Raw genomic sequence first — 19711 nt, 5'->3', positions numbered from 1 at the left:
GCGGGGTGGGCGGGAGAGGGTCGGCCGGGCCCGCCGGGTGCCGTACGCGGTCGCCGTCGGGGGTGCGGGGCGGGGGCGGGGCCACGGAGCGGGCCAGGCCCCGGGTCACGGTCTCCTGGATGGAGCCGGCCAGTGCGGCGGCGTCGCTCACGCCCTGGTCGGCGAGCAGGTCCGCGAGCCCGCCCGCGTACCCCTGCCCCACGGCCCGGACCTTCCAGGCGTCCTGGCGACGGTAGAGCTCCAGGGCGCTGACCGCCGACTCGGCGTCGAGGCCGGTGAGCGTGAACGTGGCGATCTCCTCGCCGTCGAGCCCGGTGACGGCGACGAAGGGGGCGGGGACGGCGCCGAACCGCGTCGCCGCGCCGTCCACCGCGGGCAGGGCGAGCAGCACGGTGACCCGGTGGACGTCCTCGGGCAGGGCCTCCAGGTCGACGGCGAGCCGGTGGTCGGCCGCCGCCTGCCGGGAGACGTCGAGGCCGGGGAGCTGGGGCGAGCCGGGGTGGGCGATCCGCTCGGCGCCGCCCACCGTGCCCCGGTCGTCGCCGAGGGTGGCCCCGGCGACGACGGGCGTGCCGGCCGACACCCGGATCTCCAGGCGGGTCTGGGGCAGGGGGTGGTTCTGCCCCCGGACCAATTCGGCCGTCATTGCGTTGTCCCCCTCGACGACGGCCCGCGCGCCGATGGGGGCGGTGCCGTGCTGGTGCCTGGTGCTGTGCGGGTGTTCCGGGCCGGCCTGGTGCGGTGCCGGTGGTGCTGTACAGGTGGTCCGGGCCGGTGTGGTGCGGGCCGGTGGTGCTGTGCGGGTGTTCCCCGGGCCGACCTGGTGCTGTGCCGGTGCGGTGCCGTGTCGTGCCCTGGCGTGGTGCCGGCGGGACGACGGCGCGGCGGCCCCGGCGGTCCGTGCCCCCGGGGACCGCCGCCGCCCCGCGCCTCGCCGCCCGCGCGGGCGGAACCTACAGGTGCGGCAGGATGGCGGGCATCAGGTCCTGGAAGGTACGGCCGTTGGCCGGGTTCCCGAGGGCCGTCATCTGCCAGCCGCCGCCCGAGCGGTGCACCTTCGCCATGATCTGGGCGGTGTACTGGCCGCCGCCGTCGAGCGTGTAGCGGGCGAGTTCCTGGCCGTTGGTCTCGTCGACGATGCGGCAGAAGGCGTGTCGTACCTCCTGGAAGGTCTGCCCGGTGAAGGAGTTCACCGTGAAGACGATCTGGTCGATGTGGACCGGGACGCGCTGGAGGTCGACGAGGATCGCCTCGTCGTCGCCGCCGGAGCCTGCCCCGCCGACCAGGTTGTCACCGGTGTGCTTGACCGAGCCGTCGTCGCTGACGAGGTGGCGGAAGAAGACGACGTCCACCGGCTGCTTGTCGGCGAAGAGCACCGCCGAGGCGTCCAGGTCGATCTCCCGGGTGCGCGAACCGAACAGCCCGCGACGCGGGGCCGCCTGCCAGCCGAGCCCCATCCGCACCGCGGTCAGGGTCCCCCCGTCGCTCTTCTGCAGGCTGATGGCCTGACCCTTGGTCATGTTGACCGTCACGCGCTGTCCCCTCTCGGCGTTGCCCCGCAACCATCCGTGTGCGGTTTCCCCGCACCCTACGCATTCCACCCCGTGCGGCAGCAGGTTCCGTCCGTTTTCGTGTCGGTCTTGCAACACACCGGCACGGCGTACCGGGTGCGGCGGCGGAACGCCCGTACCTCACGCCCCGTACGGCACACCGCGAGCGAGGGCAGCGCCCGTCCGGTGCCGGGAACGGCCCGGGAACGATGCCGGGCGTGGCCGCCGGGAACGGCCCGGACCCGGCACCGGACGGACGCCCCCTGCGGGACCCGGGTCAGGCCAGGCCCGCCTCCTTCATCTGGCGCAGTTCCTTCTTCAGCTCGCCGACCTCGTCGCGGAGCCGGGCGGCCACCTCGAACTGCAGGTCGGCGGCGGCGGCCCGCATCCGGTCGGTCATCTCCTCGATGATCCCGGCCAGCTCGGTCGCGGGCCGGTCGCCGCGCACCTCGCCGGCCTTCGCCGCCTTGCCCTTCGCGCCGCCCTGGGCGGCCTTGCCGCCGAGGGCGGGAACCGGGGCCTTGGTGTCCTTGCCCTGCCGGTACCCGGTGCCGAGGAGCTTCTCGGTGTCGATCTCCTCGCGGGCGATGGTGGCGACGATGTCGTTGATCTTCTTGCGCAGCGGCTGCGGGTCGATGCCGCGCTCGGTGTTGTAGGCGATCTGCTTCTCGCGGCGGCGGTTCGTCTCGTCGATCGCCTGCTCCATGGCCGGGGTGACCTTGTCCGCGTACATGTGGACCTGGCCCGAGACGTTGCGGGCGGCACGGCCGATGGTCTGGATGAGCGAGGTGCCGGAGCGCAGGAAGCCCTGCTTGTCGGCGTCGAGGATGGCCACGAGGGACACCTCGGGGAGGTCGAGGCCCTCGCGCAGCAGGTTGATGCCGACGAGCACGTCGTACTCGCCGGAGCGCAGCTCGCGCAGCAGCTCGATGCGGCGCAGGGTGTCGACGTCGCTGTGCAGATAGCGGACCTGGATGCCGAGCTCCAGGAAGTAGTCGGTGAGGTCCTCGGCCATCTTCTTGGTGAGCGTGGTGACCAGGACTCGCTCGTCCCGCTCGGTGCGCTTGCGGATCTCGTGGACCAGGTCGTCGATCTGGCCTTCGGTCGGCTTGACCACGACCTCGGGGTCGACGAGGCCGGTCGGTCGGATGATCTGCTCGACGAACCCGTCGCCGCGCGAGAGCTCGTACTTCCCCGGGGTGGCGGAGAGGTACACCGTCTGGTCGATCCGCTTGAGGAACTCCTCCCACTTCAGCGGCCGGTTGTCCATGGCGGACGGCAGCCGGAAGCCGTGGTCGACGAGGGTCCGCTTGCGGGAGGCGTCCCCCTCGTACATCGCGCCGATCTGGGGGACGGTGACGTGGGACTCGTCCAGGACGAGGAGGAAGTCGTCCGGGAAGTAGTCGAGGAGGGTGTTGGGGGCGGTGCCGGGGGCGCGGTCGTCGAAGTGCATCGAGTAGTTCTCCACGCCGGAGCAGGTGCCGATCTGGCGGAGCATCTCGATGTCGTACGTGGTGCGCATGCGCAGCCGCTGGGCCTCCAGCATCTTGCCCTGCTTCTCCAGCTCGGCCAGGCGCTGCTCCAGCTCCTGCTCGATGCCGGAGACGGCCCGCTCCATGCGTTCGGGGCCGGCGACGTAGTGGCTGGCGGGGAAGACGTGGACCATGGGGTCCTCGCTGATGATCTCGCCGGTCAGCGGGTGGAGCGTGGACAGCGCCTCGATCTCGTCGCCGAACATCTCGATGCGGACGGCCAGCTCCTCGTAGACCGGGAAGATCTCGATGGTGTCGCCCCGGACACGGAAGGTGCCGCGGGTGAACGCCAGGTCGTTACGGGTGTACTGCATCTCGACGAAGCGGCGCAGCAGCTGGTCCCGGTCGATCTCCTCGCCGACGTCGAGCCGGACCATGCGGTCCACGTACTCCTGGGGCGTACCGAGGCCGTAGATGCAGGAGACGGAGGCGACCACGACGACATCGCGCCGGGTGAGCAGGGAGTTCGTCGCGGAGTGGCGCAGCCGCTCGACCTCCTCGTTGATGGAGGAGTCCTTCTCGATGTAGGTGTCCGACTGCGGGACGTACGCCTCGGGCTGGTAGTAGTCGTAGTACGAGACGAAGTACTCCACCGCGTTGTTCGGCAGGAGCTCACGGAACTCGTTGGCGAGCTGGGCGGCGAGGGTCTTGTTCGGCGCCATCACCAGGGTGGGGCGCTGCAGCTTCTCGATCATCCAGGCGGTGGTCGCCGACTTGCCGGTGCCGGTCGCGCCGAGCAGGACGACGTCCTTCTCACCCGCGCGGATGCGCCGCTCCAGGTCGGCGATGGCCGTCGGCTGGTCGCCGCTGGGCTGGTAGGGACTGACGACCTCGAAAGGCCGCACCGAACGTTCGATCTTGGAAACGGGCCGCATGCATCCACCGTACGGCTCGCCACTGACAACGGCTCCGGATCAGCGGTGGCGGAGGCTTCCCGCGTCGTGTCGGCCGGTGCTCCGCGCGGGCTCCGGGGAGGGCCGCGGGCGCCGTACCGCCCGCGGGTCCCGGCGGGTCGGCCCGCCCGTCACGGCCCCGGGGTCGAACAGGAGCACCAGGGCCGCCAGGAGCAGGAAGCAGCCCGGCCCGACCAGCATCGGGCCGATCATCTCGGCGGGCCGGTCACCGGGCAGGACGTCGGCCAGGTCGGACGGCAGAGTGGGCGGCAGGTGGAGGTGCACGTTCAGCGCGGCCATGCCGGTGTAGTGCATCCCGGTCACCGCGACGGCCATCAGGACGCTCGCGCCGAGGCTCGCGAGCGTCCCCCTGAGGGTGACGGCCGCCCAGAGCGCCCCGGTGGCGGCGCATCCGGCGATGACGACCGAGAGGGCGACGAGCGGGGTGTCGTACGCCAGCCGCGCGTCCACGCGCATGCCCGCCATGCCGAGGTAGTGCATCGAGGCGATGCCGAGGCCGGTGATGGTGCCGCCGGTGATCAACGCCATGCGGGTCGCGCCCCGGTACCCGACGATGAAGATGCCGATCCCGATCATCACCACGGCCACGGCCAGACCCGCGAAGGTGAGGGGCTTGTCGTAGGAGACCGGGGTCTCCCGGACGGTGAAGCCCGTCATCGCGACGAAGTGCATGGTCCAGACCCCGGAGCCGATGGACAGCGAACCGAGCGCCAGCCAGCCGGCCCGGCCTCCGCGTTTCGTCCGGAGGGACCGGGTGGTGCAGCGGAGCCCGAGGGCGGCTCCCAGGGCGGCCATCAGGAACGCCGCGACCGGGGTCACCAGGCCGTAGGTGAATCCGTCCACCGTTCCTTGCATGTGTGCAGCGCCCTTCGAGAGTGCCCGGGGTCGAGGAGGGCCCCCGAGGAGCGAGTCCCGGCAGGCAGACAAAGAAACTCCATTTTATCGGCACGGCACCGTGCCGGGCTTCCGTGATGCCCGGGAGCGAAGGTTCCGTTCATGTCACGGTTACCGCTGCCCCGCCGAGTGTTGGCGGGACACTGTCACTCTCTGCGTGTCCGCACTCTCCCGACGTGAGGAGCCCCCGTGTCCGTCCGCACCGCAACCGCCGCCGCGGCCGCCGCCCTGTTCGGCTCCGGCGCCCTGCTGCTGCCCGCAGACCGGCCCGAGGCGACGGGCCAGGTCTCCGCCCACCGGGCGGACCCGGTCGTGGTGGCCCACCGGGGAGCGTCCGGTCACGCGCCGGAGAACACCCTCGCGGCCGTCGACGCCGCCGAAGCGCTCGGCGTCGACTGGGTGGAGAACGACGTGCAGCGCACCCGCGACGGTGTGCTCGTCGTCCTGCACGACACCGACCTGAAGCGCACGACCGACGTCGAGCAGGTCTTCCCCGACCGAGCCCCGTGGGCGGTCAAGGACTTCACCGCGGCGGAGCTGGCGAAACTCGACGCGGGCAACTGGTTCGGCGCTCAGTTCGCCGGGACGCGCATTCCGACGCTGACGCAGTTCCTGCACCGCCTGGAGCGCAACCGGCAGAAGCTGCTCCTGGAGATCAAGAGCCCGGCGACCTATCCGGGCATCGAGCGCGACATCATCCGGACGCTGGGCCGTACGGGGTGGCTGGACCGCTCCCACGTACGGAACCGGCTGGTCGTCCAGAGCTTCGGCGCGGACAGCGTCAAGCGGATCCACAGCCTGCGCCCGGACGTGACGACCGGTTTCCTGGGCACCCCGGCCGTGGCCGACCTGCCCTCGTACGCGGCGTTCACCGACCAGATCAACCCCTCGTACGCGACGATCGACGCCGACTACGTGGCGGCCGTGCAGCGGCTCAAGGGCGCGCACGGCAAGCGGCTGCGGGTGAACACCTGGACCGTCAACACGGCGGCGGACGCGGTGAGGGCCCGGGACCTGGGCGTCGACGGGATCATCACCAACTTCCCCGACGTGGTGCGCGACGCGACGAGCTGACGCGGTAGGGCGGTGGGGCAGGCCTCGCCGGGGTCGGCGCGGGGGCGGTGGGGCGGGCCTCGCCGGGGTCGGCGCGGCACCAGTGCCGTCCCCTCCCGTTCTGCCCTCGCCCCGTCCCTCGTTGTCAGTGGCGGGCCGTACGGTGACGGCATGAACGACTACGGGACCGGCGGGTGACGGCATGGACAGCCACGGGACCGGCGAGGGTCCGTCCGCCACGGGTCCGGCCTCCGTCGAGTGGGCGGTCGTGGACAGCCCGATCGGCCCACTGCTGCTCGCGGCGACCGCGACCGGCCTGGTGAACGTGGCCTTCCACGCCCGCCCCGCCGTGCGCGACACGGCCCTCGGCCGGCTGCGGGCACGGTTCGGCACGGAGCCGGTGGAGGCCCCCGCCTCGGCCCGGCTGGCGGAACCGGTACGCGCCTTCGCGGCGTACTTCGCGGGTGACCGGCAGGAGTTCGGCCTCGCGCTGGACTGGGCGCTGACCGCCGGCTTCCACCGCGAGGTGCTGCGCGAGCTGGCGACCGGGGTGCCCTACGGGACGGTCGTCGGATACGGGGAGCTGGCCGCCCGGGTCGGCCGGCCGGAGGGCGCGCAGGCGGTGGGCGCGGCCATGGGGGCCAACCCGCTGCCGGTGGTGGTGCCGTGCCACCGGGTGGTGGAGAGCGACGGGGGTCTCGGCGGGTTCGGCGGCGGCACGGAGACCAAGCGGCACCTGCTGGCGCTGGAGGGGGTCCTGCCGCAGCCGCTGTTCTAGACGGGCCCGGATCGGCCTCCGCCGGTGCCGAATTCGGCACGGGCGGTTCTCGCGAGGACCACCCGTGCGGAGTCCGCACGGGCGGTCCTCGCGAGAACCTGTTCACTCGAACGGGTGCATGGCGGCGGCCGGGAAATGGCACACTGCGCCGGTGACGCGATCCCTTCCCCTCCCCCAGGTCACCGCCGCCGCTCTGCCCGCTCTTCAGCGCCGGACGTCGGCCGTGCTCGTCGTCAGCCAGATACTCGGCGGGCTCGGTGTCGCCGTCGGTATCGCCCTGGCCCCGATGCTGGCCGCCGAGGTGAGCGGATCGGAGGCGCTGTCCGGTCTGGCGCCGACCGCGTCCGTCATCGGCACCGCGCTGCTGTCGCTGCCGCTGGCCGCGCTGATGACCGGACGGGGACGCCGCGCCGGCCTGGTCCTCGCCTATCTGATCGGCGCGCTCGGCGGCGGGCTGGTGGTCGTCGCCACGATGCTGCCCAGCTTCCCGTTGCTCCTGCTCGGCATGGCCGCGTTCGGCGCGGGGTCGCTGGCCGGTCTCCAGGCCCGGTTCGCCGCGGCCGACCTGGTGGGACCGGAACGGCGGGGGCGGGCGATCTCCACCGTCGTCTGGGCCACCACGATCGGCTCGGTGCTGGGGCCCAACATCTCGGCCCCGGCGAGCCGACTGTTCCGCGGTACGCCGATACCGGAGGCGGCCGGGCCGTATCTGTGCTCGGGCGCCGTGTTCCTGGTCGCCGCGCTCGTCGTGGCGCTCGCGCTGCGCCCGGACCCGCTGCTCACCGCCCGCGCCCTGGCGCCGGAGGGCCCGGTGGAGCCGCCGAAACGTTCCCTCGCGGCCGGGATCGCGGCGGTCAGGGAGTCGCCGACGGCACGCCTGGCGCTGGTGACGGTCGCCGTGTCGCACACCGTGATGGTGTCGATCATGGTCATGACCCCGGTCGACCTGGGCCGGCACGGCGCCGGTCTCCAGTTGATCGGGCTGGTCATCAGCGGCCACATCGCCGGCATGTACGCGTTCTCGCCGGTGATGGGGTGGCTGGCCGACCGGTTCGGAAGGCCGGCGGTGATCGGGCTGGCCGTCGGGCTGCTGGGCTGCGCCGCGCTGCTCGCGGGCACCGCCGGACCCCGGCACGGGCAGACCGCCGCGGGCCTGTTCGTCCTGGGGCTCGGCTGGTCGGCGGGGATGATCGCCGGTTCGGCGCTGCTCACCGACGCCGTGCCCCGGTCCGCCCAGGCCGCGGTGCAGGGGCTCTCGGACCTGACCATGAACGCGGCGGCCGGGGTCGGCGGGGCGGCGGCCGGGGTGATCGTCGCGCAGTGGGGGTACGGCCCGCTCAACGCGATCGGCGCCGCGCTGCTCCTGCCGGTGGCCGCGCTCACCCTGCGCAGGAGCCTGCGGCGGCCGGACGCGGCGGCGGGCTGATCCGTAGTCGGGGCGCACCGTCGCACCGCCCCGGCCGCGCGTCCCGGGCCGTCCTCCGGTCAGAGGCTGATGTGGTACGCCTTGCGCAGGGTCTCGTGGACGGTCCAGGTCGTCCGGTCGCCCTCGCGCAGGACGCAGGCGTCCCCCGGGCCGATCTCCAGCGTCGCCCCGCCCTCGACCGCGACCGTCGCCCGGCCGCTGACGACGACGAACAGCTCGTTCGCCTCGGTGTCGGTGACCACGCCGGGCGTGATCTGCCAGATGCCCCGGATCTGCTTGCCGTCGGGCGATTCCCACAGCACCTTGCCCGTCACCACGGGGTCGCCCGAGACGATCTGCGACGGATCGAGAGGTTCCGGAACGAGTTCGGCGTCCGGGATGTGCACGGCGAAGGAGGGGGTGGCCTGGCCATTTGTCGTCATGGCCGGTCACCTTAGCGACTACTTCCGGCCACCTCGCGACCAGGACCCGCCGTAAGGAGCCCGCCCGTGGTTTGCGCCCCCACGGTCCGCGACAGGGATGGGGGCATGTCGCAGAACTCGCCCGAACCCTATGAGCCGGTGCTCTCGGCGGAGGTGCGCGCCGCTCTGGGCGCGGGACGGCCCGTCGTGGCACTGGAGTCGACGATCATCGCGCACGGTCTGCCGCGCCCCCGCAATCTCTCCGTGGCCCTGGAACTGGAGGGGCTCGTCCGGTCCGCCGGGGCCGTCCCCGCCACCGTGGCCGTGCTCGACGGGCGGGCCCATGTCGGTCTGGGCGCGGAGCAGTTGGAGCGGGTCGCCGCCGATCCCTCGGTACGCAAGCTGGGGCACCGCGATCTCGCCCCGGCGCTGGCCACCGGGGCGAGCGGTGCGACGACGGTGTCCGCGACGGCGTTCCTGGCGGCACGGGCGGGGGTCGGCGTCTTCGCGACGGGCGGGCTGGGCGGCGTCCACCGGGAATGGGCCGTGGACCAGGACGAGTCGGCCGATCTGCGGCTGCTCGCCCGCACCGGCATCACCGTGGTCTGCGCGGGGGTGAAGTCGATCCTCGACGTCCCGGCGACCCTCCAGCGCCTGGAGACCCTCGGCGTCGGCGTCCTCGGGTACGGCACCGGGCGCTTCCCCGGCTTCTATCTGAGCAGCTCCGGCGAGCCCGTCGACTGGACGGTGCACAGCCCCGAGGAGGTGGTGGAGGTGATCCGGGCGAAGGCGGCGCTGGGCGGGCCGCCCACCGCGCTGATCGTCGCCAACCCCGTACCGGAGGAGGAGCAGTTGGATCCCCGGCTGCACGACCGGGTGCTGGCGGAGGCGCTGGACGCGTGCCGGGAGCGGGCCGTCGCGGGGCAGGCCGTGACGCCGTTCCTGCTCGACCAGTTGATGCGGCGGACCGATGGCGCGTCCCTGGAGGCGAACCTCGCGGCGGTTCGCGGGAACGTGGCGCTCGCCGCACGGATCGCGGTCGCGGCCGCGGAACCCAGGTGACCGGTCCCGGGGACGGGCGGCCGGTGGACGGCGCCAGGGGCGCAGGCACCGCGCGGAATCCCCGTGCGGGAGACGCGGCGGCCGGGGACGGTCTGCTGGTGGTGGGCGAGGTGGTGACGGACGTCGTGGCGCGGCACCGGACGCCCCTCGCGTACGGAACGGACACGACGGCCCGCATCCGTACGCTGCCGGGCGGCGCGGGAGCCAACGTCGCGTGCTGGGCCGCGTGGTCGGGCTGCCCGGACGTCCGCCTGCTGGCCAGGGCGGGCGTGGAGTCCGCCGGCTGGCACCGCGAGGCGCTGGAGCGGGCGGGGGTGCGGGCGCTCCTCGCCGTGGACGACGAGGCCCCGACCGCGACCGTGATCGCACTGGTCGACGCGGGCGCCGAGCGGACGTTCCTGACCGACAGCGGGGCGGTGCTGCGGCTCACCGCCGAGGACGTCGCGCCCTCGGTGCTGGACGGCGTCGGGCGGGTGCACGTCTCGGGCTATCTGCTGTTCGCCCCGGGCAGCCGGGCCGCCGCCCGCCTCGCGCTGCGGACCGCGGTGGAGCGGGGCGTTCCGGTGAGCGTGGACCCGGCGTCGGCCGGGTTCCTCGGCGCGCTGGGACCGAAGCGCTTCCTGGAGTACGCGCAGGGGGCGGAGCTGCTCGTGCCCAACGCGGACGAGGCCCGGCTGCTCAGCGGGCTGCCCGAACCGGGGGACGCGGCGGCCGAGTTGAGCCGGAGGTTCCCGCGCGTCGTCGTCACGCTGGGCGCGCACGGGGCCGTGGTGGCCGCCGGGGGCGAGGTCGTCGGCCGCGTCGCGGCCCCGCCCGTGGGTGAGCCGGTCGACTCCACCGGTGCGGGCGACGCGTTCACCGGCGGGTTCCTGGCGGCCCTGCTGGCCGGGAGCGACGATACGGCCGCCGCGCTCGCGGGCTGCCGGGCCGGGGCGGCGGCCGTGGGCACGGTGGGCGGGCGTCCGCCCCTCGCCGCGCGCTGACGAAGGCCGGCGCGGCGGGAGCCTGCGCGGCGGGGGGGGGCGGCGCGGCAGGGGCCGCGGGCTCACCCGGCCCCGGGCAGCCCCGTCCAGGCCGGGCGCGACGGGTCGTCCGCCCGCACCACCACGTCGGCGCGCTCCGCCGGCCCGACCTCGTCCTCGTACCGGGCGAAGGCGGGCAGGGTCCAGCGTTCGTCCTCCGCCGTCCGGCGCCGCAACGCGCCCGGGGAGAGCCGCAGATGGACGCCGAGCGCGAACGGGAACCACTGCCCCAGCAGGAACGGCCCGTGCACGATCACGACCGCGCCCTCGGGCAGTTGCCGGTACGGGGTACGGGTGGCCCGGTCCGTCACGGGGTCCCACAGGTCGGGCAGCACCCGGCCGGAACCGCCCGCCTCCAGCGGCCCGAACACCTCGCGCCACAGCGCCCCGGTGTCGTACCAGCCGTCGAGGTACGCGTCCGGGTCCCGTTTCCCGTACTCGTAGCGCAGGCTCGCCGGGCGCAGGAAGCCCTCGGTGGGGACGACGAGGACCGAGCGGCCGAGCAGTCCCAGCTCCTCGGCCAGGCGGCCGGCCGTCTCACCGGTGCGGGCGGCCGGCGCCCCGTCGATGCCGAACGCGAGCCGGGACCCGCCGTCGGCGGCGGATCGACCGTCGCCGTACCGCGCCAGTTCGCGGGCCAGCCGTTCCCGGGTGATCGGTTCGAATCGCACGGTCCCATCATCACCGGTCCGGCGGGCGGGCGGCGCGAAAGGGCGGCCGGGGCCCCGTGGAGAGGCGGCCCGGGGCTCGGCCGACACCGGAGAGGGGCGGCCGGGGGCAGTCGCTCTCCCGAGGCGGCCCGGGACTCGGCCGACGCTGTCGAGGGGCAGCCGCTCCCCCGAAGCGGCCCGGGGCCCGGCCGGCGCTGTCGAGAGGCGGGCCGGTCACTCCCCCCGCAGCTCCGCCGCCAGCGGCCCCTCCCCCGTCACCTCCGCACGGCCGCCCTTCACCGCCTCCGCGAAGGTCGTCCCGCCCCGCGCCAGCTCCAGGCAGACCTCCGCGTCCAGGGCGATCCGGGCGTCGGGGCGGTCGGCGGGGCCGTACCCGTACACCGCTCCGTACGCCTCGGCGCCCGGCACCACCGCCCCCGCTCCCCCGCCCACATGGAGGTGGAACGCACCCTCGTCGAGCCGGACTTCGAGGACGCCCCCGCCCGTGAGTCCGGCGAGAGCGCCGAGCAGGGGCAGGGCGAACCAGTGGGCCCGGACCGCGTCCGTGGGGCGGCGCTCGGCGAGGGCGGGCGCTCCCCAGGCGGCGAGGGCGGTGAGGACGGGCAGCAGGCCGTGGCCGTGCTCGGTCAACTCGTAGACCGAAGCGCCCGAGGGGGGCGGCAGCTTGCGGCGCAGCGCCAGTCCGCCCTGCTCCATGTCCTTGAGGCGGGAGGCCAGCACATCGGTGCTGACGCCGGGCAGGTCGGCGTGGAGGTCGGTGTACCGGCGGGGGCCGCCCAGCAGTTCACGGACGATCAGCAGCGTCCACCGGTCGCCGACGGAGTCGAGGGCGCGGGCGGTGGCGTCGAACTGGTCGTAGCTCCGGCGGCGTGCGGGGCGTGCGGGCGGCTGCTGCTGACGTGGCATGCGACGCAGTCTAGACATGTTGTTGGACTTTCCAAGCTCAAGCTTGGTAAAACCAAGTACCGCAATTCGGCTCGGGAGGCAGCGCATGGAGTTCCGGCAGTCCAGCAAGCTCAACGAGGTCTGCTACGAGATCCGGGGCCCGGTCATCGAGCATGCCAACGCCCTGGAGGAGGCGGGCCACAGCGTGCTCCGGCTCAACACGGGCAACCCCGCGCTCTTCGGCTTCGAGGCTCCCGAGGAGATCGTCCAGGACATGATCCGGATGCTGCCGCAGGCCCACGGCTACACCGACTCGCGCGGCATCCTCTCGGCCCGGCGCGCGGTGGTCCAGCGCTACCAGGCCATGGGGCTGACCGGGATCGGCGTGGACGACGTCTTCCTCGGCAACGGGGTCTCCGAGCTGATCTCCATGGCCGTGCAGGCGCTGCTGGAGGACGGCGACGAGGTGCTGATCCCGGCCCCGGACTTCCCGCTCTGGACGGCGGTCACCACCCTCGCGGGCGGCAAGGCGGTGCACTACGTCTGCGACGAGGAGTCCGACTGGAATCCGGACCTCGCCGACATGGCCGCGAAGATCACCGACCGCACCAGGGCCGTCGTGATCATCAACCCGAACAACCCCACCGGCGCGGTCTATCCGCGCGAGGTCCTCGAAGGCATCCTCGATCTGGCCCGGCGGCACAACCTGATGGTGTTCGCCGACGAGATCTACGACCAGATCCTGTACGACGGCGCCGAGCACCACAGCGCCGCCGTTCTCGCCCCGGACCTGGTCTGCCTCACCTTCAGCGGGCTCTCGAAGACGTACCGGGTGGCCGGATTCCGCTCCGGCTGGCTGGTGGTGTCCGGCCCCCGGCAGCACGCCCGCGACTACCTGGAGGGCCTGACCATGCTGGCCTCCATGCGGCTGTGCCCCAACGCGCCCGCGCAGTACGCCATCCAGGCCGCGCTCGGCGGCCGGCAGTCCATCCGGGAACTGGTCGCGCCGGGCGGCAGGCTGCACGAGCAGCGCGACCGCGCCTGGGAGCGGCTGAACGAGATCCCCGGCGTCTCGTGCGTGAAGCCGAAGGGCGCGCTGTACGCCTTCCCGCGCATCGACCCGAAGGTCCACCCGATCGTGGACGACGAGAAGTTCGTGCTGGACCTGCTGCTGCGGGAGAAGATCCAGGTGGTGCAGGGCACCGGTTTCAGCTGGCCGCGCCCGGACCACTTCCGCATCCTGACCCTTCCGTACGCTGATGATCTCGACGCGGCGATCAGCCGCATCGGCCGCTTCCTGAACGGATATCGCCAGTGACCTGTGCCCTCTGCTCCGTCCCCGTGCACACCCAGTTCGCCACTCCGGAGCTGGTGGGGGCGATCGTGGAGGGCGGGCTCGATCCGGCCGAGGACCCCGGCTGGGCCGGATCGGGGGCCGGTTCGCCCGCCGAGTACGCGCGCTGGGCAGGCCATCTGTGCGGGATGACCTGTCTGCGCATGGCGCTCGGCGCCGACGCCCCCTCGCTGTTCGCGCTGCGGGACGGGGCGTTGAAGTACGGGGCGTACACGGAGGACGCGGACGGCACCATCCGGGGCCTGGTCTACGCGCCCTTCGCGGAGTACGTGAGCGAGGTGTACGGGCGTGAGGCCACGGTGCACCGGCACCTGGACGTGACCGGGATCCCCGGACTGCTGGACGCGGGCCGGACCGTGCTGGCCTCCGTCCACTACGGGATCCGGCATCCGGAGCGGCCCGCTCCGGGACGGGGCGGGCATCTGGTGCTGGTGACCGCGCGCACGGCGGACGGGGCGGGCGTCCACTTCCACAATCCGTCGGGGACGGATGCCGGGACACGGGCGGCCGTGCTGCCGTTGGCGGAGTTCGAGCGGTTCTTCGCGGGCCGGGGCGTCTCGCTGGGATCGGCGGAGGCGTCGGAGACGGGAGCGGGCCCGGAGGCGTAGCCGGCCTCCGGGCCCTGTGGTTGCCGCCCATCTCGCACGCCGGCACGTTTAAGGGTCCGGGTCAGTCATGATGTCGTCGCGTCCTGCCTTTGGACCACCGCAGATCGGAGCTCTGCGGGCCGGACTTGAACCGGCATCTCGACGCGCGCGGGCCCGGGCCCGTTCGATCCGGCGATCGGCGGCGCATGCTGAGTCTGGAGCAAGAGTCTGAGATTGACGGCGGTCTGCCTCTGTCGACTTGGGCTACTCCGGCCCGTGCCGGAGGGAGGAGTCGAACCTCCACTGGGACCGCGCTTTCACGACAAGCCTCAGTTTCAGCTTGCGCTCCTCGCGCACCCCGGTCACCGTCATCGGCGGCCGGGGAATCCATGGTCGGTCACCCGAAGAGGTAACCGAATACCGCATCTCCCACCCGCTGGTCGGTGACCTCCGCGCCGTTGGCCTCCTCGCGGGCGAACTTCACGGCCTGCTGGAGCTTCTCGATCCGGTCCAGCAGTTCGTTGACGCGCCGCGCGGGCAGCGCCCCGGAGAACTTGACGGTCGTCCAGTACCCGACCGGGACGTCCTCGTAGTACACCTCGACCTGCGCCGGGTGCTTCTCGGTGGCCTCCGCCTTCACGTGGTTGCGGGGCACCTTCCTGGTGCGGAGCGTACGAACCGGCTCGGTCTTCCAGGAGTCGGTCGACGGGTCCTGCACCCACGCCTCGGCCGCGTCCAGCACCGGCAGCTTGCGGACGAAGGTGTTGAGGTCGGTCAGCTGCTTCTCCAGGAAGAGGAGGTACGCCACCGGCACCTCGCTCACCAGCACCCGGCTGTCGACCTTCACATCGGCGCGGGCCGAGCAGTTCGCCCAGTCCTTCGTGGCGGTCACATCGAAGAGGCGGGTCAGCGTGGCGGCGGTCTGCCGCAGCACGTCCTCCGCCTTGACCTGGACCAGCGTCGACTCGGGCGGAAGCTGCTCGCCCTCCTCGTCCTTGGGCTGGTAGGTACGGGAGATCCCGGCCAGCAACGCCGCCTTCTGGAGCCCGTGATGAGCCGCCGTCAGGTCCTGGTGCGCCTTGGTCTTGACGCCCTTCTCCACTGCGATGATCTGATTGAGTTTCGCCACGTCGAGGACGCTAACAGCGGCAACTCCCCTCCGGCCACGGGTTTTACCGTACGTAGTGGGGGTCGTCGTCCCCGGTGGCCTCCGGGACGCGGTCACCCGCCAGCAGCGCCTCCAGGACGGTCACCGGGTCGGGGTCCGGGGCGGCGCGCGGCCACCAGTCCTCGGCGCCGGGGTCGGACTCGTAGCCGTACCAGCGCATGTCGCGGCCGAAGCGGAGCTGGAGCGAGCCGCCCGGGTGGGTCAGGTGGTTGCGCCGGGGCGTGAAGCGGGGGTGCCCGGCGGCGGCGAGGGCGGGCCTGGCCCGGTCGAAGGGGCCGGCCGGCGGGTCCCAGGGCGTCTCCAGGACCGCCAGGCCCTCCGCCTCGCCCTGCCGCCAGCCGGCGACCGCGCGGGCCAGGTCGGTGGTGGTGCGGCCGGTGGCGTACGCCAGCTCCCGGTAGAGCGCACGGGTGGTGGCGGTGAGTCCGGCTGTCGGGCGGGAGGCGGCGAGCCGCACGGCGTCCTGCCACGCGGTGAGCCCGGCCAGCGGATCGCGGCCGGTGGTCAGCAGGGCGTGGGCGCGGGCGGCGGCGTCGGTGGCGAGGTGGTCCAGGCCCAGCGGGTCGCGGGCGCCGGGGAGGTCCGGGTACGACGGGGGCTGGCCGGGGTGCGGCGGGGCGGGCAGGGGCGCCGGGAGCGGGGCCCGGAAGCGCACGGCGAAGGCGTCGCGCGCGGCGACCGACAAGAGGCCCGGGGCGGCGGGGCGCTCGCGGGCGGAGTGCTCCGCGTTGTGCCGGCCCAGGGCGTCCAGCAGCTCGCGCTCGCCCCGGCCCCGCATCAGCAGCAGGACGAACGGGTCGCTGTCCAGGAGCAGGGCCGTCTGGAAGCAGAGGGCGGCGACGTGCTTGCAGGGCCGCCCGTGGTCGGGGCAGGTGCAGCTGGGGTCGAGGTCGTCGGCGGCGGGCAGCAGCCGGACCCCGGCCTCCTCCGCCGTACGCGACAGGGAGTGCGGCATCTCCTTGGCCAGCAGCGCGGACAGCTGGCCGGGCCGGGCGGCGACCGCGTCGAGCAGGGCCTCCCAGCCGGGGTCGGCGAAGGTGCGCAGCCGCAGCTCGGCCCGGTACGGACGGGCCCGGCTGCCGTGCACGTAGGCGACGACCCGGCCGGGGGTGACGGTGATCGCCGCGACCTGGCCGTCGTCGGCGTACGCGCGACCGCGGGCGAGGCGGGCCTCGTCCATGGACAGGGACTCCAGCGCGTCGACCCAGGCCCGGCCCCACCAGCTGGCCGCGAAGGGCTCGCCCTCGGCGGAGGCGCGGGCGGGCACCGCCTCGAAGGTGCGCCGCAGGTCGTCCGGGCCGATCCTGGCGCGCGGCGCGGACCTGCGGGCGGCGGTACCGCTGGTCGGGCGGGGGCTCATGCGGGCCTCCGCAGGGCCACGAGGTCCGCGAGGTCGCGGTCGCTCAGCTCGGTGAGGGCGCTCTCCCCGCTGCCGAGGACCGCGTCGGCCAGGGCGCGCTTGGACTCCAGCAGTTCGCCGATCCGGTCCTCCACCGTGCCCTCGGCGACGATCCGGTGGACCTGCACGGGCTGGGTCTGCCCGATGCGGTACGCCCGGTCGGTGGCCTGCTCCTCGACGGCCGGGTTCCACCAGCGGTCGAAGTGCACGACGTGGGCGGCGCGGGTGAGGTTGAGCCCGGTGCCGGCCGCCTTGAGGGAGAGCAGGAAGACGGGGACCTCGGCGGACTGGAAGCGGTCCACCATCCGCTCCCGTTCGGCCACCGGCGTGCCGCCGTGCAGGAGTTGGGAGGGGATCGCGCGGGAGGCGAGGTGCGCGGACAGGAGCCGCGCCATCGACACGTACTGGGTGAAGATCAGGACGGAGCCGTCCTCGGACAGGATCGTGTCGAGCAGTTCGTCGAGGAGGGCGAGCTTGCCGGAGCGGCCGACGAGGCGGGTGGGCTCCTCCTTCAGATACTGCGCCGGGTGGTTGCAGATCTGCTTGAGCGAGGTCAGCAGCTTCATGATCAGGCCGCGCCGGGCGATGCCCTCCGCCGCCTCGATGTGCGCCATCGTCTCGCGGACGGCCGCCTCGTAGAGCGTGGCCTGCTCGCGGGTGAGGGAGACGGGGTGGTCGGTCTCGGTCTTGGGCGGCAGCTCGGGGGCGATGCCCGGGTCGGACTTCCTGCGTCGCAGCAGGAAGGGGCGCACCAGGCGCGAGAGCCGTTCGACGGCCTCCTCGTTGCCGAGCCCGGCGGCGGTGTCCGTGCTCTCCACGATCCGGGCGTGGCGGGCGCGGAACGCCTTGAGCGGGCCGAGTAGTCCGGGCGTGGTCCAGTCGAGGAGCGCCCACAGCTCGGAGAGGTTGTTCTCGACGGGGGTGCCGGTGAGGGCGACCCGGGCCGGGGCGGGGATGGTGCGCAGCGCCCTGGCCGTGGAGGAGTGCGGGTTCTTCACGTGCTGCGCCTCGTCCGCGACGACCAGGCCCCAGCTCTGCGCGGCCAGCTCGGCGGCGCTGGAGCGCATGGTCCCGTACGTGGTGAGGACGAAACCGCCGTCCGGGTCGCCCAGGGTGCGGTCGGCGCCGTGGAAGCGCCGCACCGGGACGCCGGGGGCGAAGCGGTTGATCTCGCGGTGCCAGTTGCCGAGGAGGGAGGCGGGGCAGACCACGAGGGTGGGCGAGGGGTGGGCGCGGTGCAGGTGGAGGGCGATGAGGGTGATCGTCTTGCCGAGGCCCATGTCGTCGGCGAGGCAGCCGCCGAGCCCGAGCGAGGTCATCCGGTCCAGCCAGGCCAGCCCGCGCAGCTGGTAGTCGCGCAGGGTCGCGTCGAGGCCGGGCGGGGGCGCGATCACCGCGTCCTGGTCGAGGATGCGCGTGCGGAGGGCGGCCAGGGCCCCGGCGGGGACCGCGTCCACCCGCTCGCCGTCCACCTCGGCGCTGCCGGTGAGGGCGACGGCCAGCGCGTCCACGGGGTCCAGCAGCCCCAGCTCCCGCTTGCGCGCCTTGCGGACCAGGGCGGGGTCGACGACCACCCACTGGTCGCGCAGCCGCACCACCGGGCGGTGCGCCTCGGCCAGGGCGTCCATCTCGGCCTCGGTCAGCCGCTCGTCCCCGAGGGAGAGCTGCCAGTCGAAGGCGAAGAGGTGCTCGGCGTCGAAGAACGACGTGCCGTCGGTGGCCGACCCGGGCGCGGGCCGCACGACGGCGGTCGCGGTGAGCGAACGGGCCAGCTCGCGCGGCCAGTGCACTTCGACCCCGGCGGCGGCCAGCCGCGAGCCGCCGTCGCTCAGGAGCTCGTACAGCTCGTCCTCGGTGATCGCCAGGACGTCGGGGACCGGCTGGCCGAGGAGCCGTTCCAGCGGGGCCCAGACGCGGGCGGCGCGACGGACCGCCAGCACCGCGTCGACCTGGGCGCGCGGCCCGAACGGCTCGCCCGCCGCGCCGCCCCACAGAGCGGCCGCGTCCACCACGTACGTCGGGTCGGCGAGGCTGTGGACCTGGACGACGGCCGCCGCGGCCCGGCGGGCCGCCGGATCGCCCCCGGACGCGGTCCGCCCCGCGCCGCCCCCGTCCTCCGCCTCCTCGCGGGCGGCGGTGGGCGCGGAGGTGTCGGAGGTGTCGAACAGCTCGTACGCGGAGAGGTCCAGGCGCAGCGAGATCCGTACGCCCGCGTCCAGTCCCGAGGCCACCTCGACGGCCCAGGCTGCGGCGTGCGGCAGATGCTGGGCCTCGCGGGCGGCGAACGGGGCGCCCATCGCGTACGCGGCGGCGGGCGTGCGCGGCAGCGTGTCCGCGACCGCGTCCAGGAACGCCCCGACCAGCGCCTCCGGGTCGGGCAGCCGGGGCGCCCCGGCGCCGGGCACCGGGGCCGCGTGTCCCTCGGGCGGCAGCGCGGCGGCGACCGCGCGCAGGTGCGCGACGTCCTCGGCGTCCCTGGGGCCGGCCCGCCAGGCGTCGTGGCCGTCCGCCGTGAGGCCGGGCAGGAGCCGGCCGCGCGCGACGAGGTGCAGGGCGTGCAGCGCGGCGGCGCCCCAGCAGCGGGTGGCGGGGTGGGCGGTGGCCAGGTGCCGGGCCCGTACGAGCAGGGGCAGCGCGTCCTCGACGGTCAGCAGCGCCACGGGCGACTCGGCCGCGCGCACCTCGCCGGGGCCGGCCGCCGGGTCCGCCCGGACGACCGTGAGCCTGCCGGGGGTGTACGGGACGGGGTCGCGGCGCGCGCCCGCGTCGGCGGCCCCGAAGGGCGCCCCGACCGGCTCCGGCTCTTCCGCGAACCGTCCCGGCGCGTCGTCCTCGCCGTCCGGGTCCCAGAAGGCGATCCGGCCGTCCCGGGGCACCGCTCCGGGCAGGAAGAGCGCCGCGCGGCGCAGCAGACGGGCGGCGTCGGCGCTCCGGGGCGCGCCCTCGGCGCCGCCCGGTCCGCCCGCACGGGTCCCCGTCGTCATGTCCGCCACCCCCCTCCCGCCCGTATCGCGG

17 protein-coding genes are annotated in these 19711 nt (G+C 74.1%); 7 read left to right on the top strand and 10 right to left on the bottom strand.

Going from position 1 to position 19711, the window contains the following annotated elements; translation table 11 throughout:
* The 4 genes from IF19_RS0131225 to IF19_RS0131210 all read right to left on the bottom strand — a co-directional run.
* On the bottom strand, positions 1-646 hold a 646-nt coding region (locus IF19_RS0131225; protein WP_030290213.1), incomplete at its 3' end, for a TerD family protein.
* Positions 647-953: 307 nt separating this feature from the next.
* Positions 954-1532: a TerD family protein gene (locus IF19_RS0131220; protein ID WP_030121105.1), complete on the bottom strand. Its 579-nt coding sequence runs from the start codon at positions 1530-1532 to the stop codon at positions 954-956.
* Positions 1533-1827: 295 nt separating this feature from the next.
* Positions 1828-3957, bottom strand: a complete 2130-nt coding sequence (uvrB, locus tag IF19_RS0131215; RefSeq protein WP_030114435.1) for an excinuclease ABC subunit UvrB — start codon at positions 3955-3957, stop codon at positions 1828-1830.
* A 39-nt stretch (positions 3958-3996) separates the two neighbouring features.
* Positions 3997-4851 (bottom strand): MHYT domain-containing protein, encoded by an 855-nt coding sequence (locus IF19_RS0131210; RefSeq protein WP_050493776.1) that lies wholly within the window; start codon positions 4849-4851, stop codon positions 3997-3999.
* Between the two features lie 228 nt (positions 4852-5079).
* Between IF19_RS0131210 and IF19_RS0131205 the strand changes: the two genes are divergently transcribed.
* The 3 genes from IF19_RS0131205 (at position 5080) to IF19_RS0131195 (ending at position 8147) form a co-directional block, all read left to right on the top strand.
* Positions 5080-5964, top strand: coding sequence for a glycerophosphodiester phosphodiesterase (locus IF19_RS0131205; RefSeq protein ID WP_030121106.1), 885 nt, complete (start codon positions 5080-5082; stop codon positions 5962-5964).
* A gap of 181 nt (positions 5965-6145) precedes the next feature.
* Positions 6146-6721: a methylated-DNA--[protein]-cysteine S-methyltransferase gene (locus tag IF19_RS0131200; protein WP_030114432.1), complete on the top strand. Its 576-nt coding sequence runs from the start codon at positions 6146-6148 to the stop codon at positions 6719-6721.
* A 223-nt stretch (positions 6722-6944) separates the two neighbouring features.
* Positions 6945-8147, top strand: a complete 1203-nt coding sequence (locus tag IF19_RS0131195; RefSeq protein ID WP_030114431.1) for an MFS transporter — start codon at positions 6945-6947, stop codon at positions 8145-8147.
* Positions 8148-8206: 59 nt separating this feature from the next.
* Here the strand turns inward: IF19_RS0131195 and IF19_RS0131190 are convergent, their stop codons facing one another.
* Complete coding sequence (locus IF19_RS0131190) at positions 8207-8569, bottom strand: cupin domain-containing protein (RefSeq protein ID WP_030114430.1); 363 nt, start codon at positions 8567-8569, stop codon at positions 8207-8209.
* Positions 8570-8674: 105 nt separating this feature from the next.
* On the opposite strand from IF19_RS0131190, the gene IF19_RS0131185 reads away from it, so the two are divergent.
* Together IF19_RS0131185 and IF19_RS0131180 are read left to right on the top strand one after the other, a co-directional pair.
* Positions 8675-9610: a pseudouridine-5'-phosphate glycosidase gene (locus IF19_RS0131185; RefSeq protein WP_030114429.1), complete on the top strand. Its 936-nt coding sequence runs from the start codon at positions 8675-8677 to the stop codon at positions 9608-9610.
* Between the two features lie 92 nt (positions 9611-9702).
* On the top strand, positions 9703-10593 hold the full coding sequence (locus IF19_RS0131180; RefSeq protein WP_030114428.1) for a carbohydrate kinase family protein: 891 nt from the start codon (positions 9703-9705) through the stop codon (positions 10591-10593).
* 62 nt (positions 10594-10655) lie between these two features.
* On the opposite strand, the gene IF19_RS0131175 is transcribed toward IF19_RS0131180, so the two are convergent.
* Both IF19_RS0131175 and IF19_RS0131170 read right to left on the bottom strand, forming a co-directional pair.
* Positions 10656-11303 (bottom strand): nucleoside/nucleotide kinase family protein, encoded by a 648-nt coding sequence (locus IF19_RS0131175; protein WP_030121109.1) that lies wholly within the window; start codon positions 11301-11303, stop codon positions 10656-10658.
* 213 nt (positions 11304-11516) lie between these two features.
* Positions 11517-12209, bottom strand: a complete 693-nt coding sequence (locus tag IF19_RS0131170; RefSeq protein ID WP_030277855.1) for a winged helix-turn-helix transcriptional regulator — start codon at positions 12207-12209, stop codon at positions 11517-11519.
* Positions 12210-12294: 85 nt separating this feature from the next.
* Between IF19_RS0131170 and IF19_RS0131165 the strand changes: the two genes are divergently transcribed.
* Complete coding sequence (locus IF19_RS0131165) at positions 12295-13506, top strand: pyridoxal phosphate-dependent aminotransferase (protein WP_030114424.1); 1212 nt, start codon at positions 12295-12297, stop codon at positions 13504-13506.
* A complete protein-coding gene (locus IF19_RS0131160; protein ID WP_030114423.1) occupies positions 13503-14150 on the top strand; it encodes a cysteine peptidase family C39 domain-containing protein in 648 nt (215 codons plus the stop codon). The genes IF19_RS0131165 and IF19_RS0131160 overlap by 4 nt, the downstream gene beginning before the upstream one ends.
* A gap of 376 nt (positions 14151-14526) precedes the next feature.
* Here IF19_RS0131160 and IF19_RS0131150 read toward each other — a convergent pair whose 3' ends face one another.
* From IF19_RS0131150 to IF19_RS0131140, 3 genes are read right to left on the bottom strand one after another with little or no spacing between them, the layout of a single operon-like run.
* The gene (locus tag IF19_RS0131150; protein WP_030114422.1) at positions 14527-15258 is read right to left on the bottom strand and encodes a DUF7873 family protein; all 732 of its coding nucleotides are present in this window, start codon (positions 15256-15258) and stop codon (positions 14527-14529) included.
* A gap of 43 nt (positions 15259-15301) precedes the next feature.
* On the bottom strand, positions 15302-16657 hold the full coding sequence (locus IF19_RS0131145; protein WP_030114421.1) for an SWIM zinc finger family protein: 1356 nt from the start codon (positions 16655-16657) through the stop codon (positions 15302-15304).
* Entirely contained in the window at positions 16654-19680 is a 3027-nt protein-coding gene (locus IF19_RS0131140) for a DEAD/DEAH box helicase (RefSeq protein WP_030114420.1), read from the bottom strand. Before IF19_RS0131140 ends, IF19_RS0131145 begins: the two co-directional genes overlap by 4 nt.
* Positions 19681-19711: the final 31 nt, after the last annotated feature.

This window comes from Streptomyces californicus (genome assembly GCF_000717645.1).
GTDB classification, from domain to species: domain Bacteria; phylum Actinomycetota; class Actinomycetes; order Streptomycetales; family Streptomycetaceae; genus Streptomyces; species Streptomyces californicus.
This window is presented reverse-complemented; position numbering and strand designations above follow the sequence as displayed.

Excerpts from the sequence above, each read along its gene's own strand:
- IF19_RS0131185 (WP_030114429.1), top strand. The coding sequence starts at position 8,675 with ATGTCGCAGAACTCGCCCGAACCCTATGAGCCGGTGCTCTCGGCGGAG.
- IF19_RS0131140 (WP_030114420.1), bottom strand. The coding sequence starts at position 19,680 with ATGACGACGGGGACCCGTGCGGGCGGACCGGGCGGCGCCGAGGGCGCG.
- IF19_RS0131165 (WP_030114424.1), top strand. The coding sequence starts at position 12,295 with ATGGAGTTCCGGCAGTCCAGCAAGCTCAACGAGGTCTGCTACGAGATC.
- IF19_RS0131170 (WP_030277855.1), bottom strand. The coding sequence starts at position 12,209 with ATGCCACGTCAGCAGCAGCCGCCCGCACGCCCCGCACGCCGCCGGAGC.
- IF19_RS0131190 (WP_030114430.1), bottom strand. The coding sequence starts at position 8,569 with ATGACGACAAATGGCCAGGCCACCCCCTCCTTCGCCGTGCACATCCCG.
- IF19_RS0131145 (WP_030114421.1), bottom strand. The coding sequence starts at position 16,657 with ATGAGCCCCCGCCCGACCAGCGGTACCGCCGCCCGCAGGTCCGCGCCG.
- uvrB (WP_030114435.1), bottom strand. The coding sequence starts at position 3,957 with ATGCGGCCCGTTTCCAAGATCGAACGTTCGGTGCGGCCTTTCGAGGTC.
- IF19_RS0131210 (WP_050493776.1), bottom strand. The coding sequence starts at position 4,851 with ATGCAAGGAACGGTGGACGGATTCACCTACGGCCTGGTGACCCCGGTC.
- IF19_RS0131200 (WP_030114432.1), top strand. The coding sequence starts at position 6,146 with ATGGACAGCCACGGGACCGGCGAGGGTCCGTCCGCCACGGGTCCGGCC.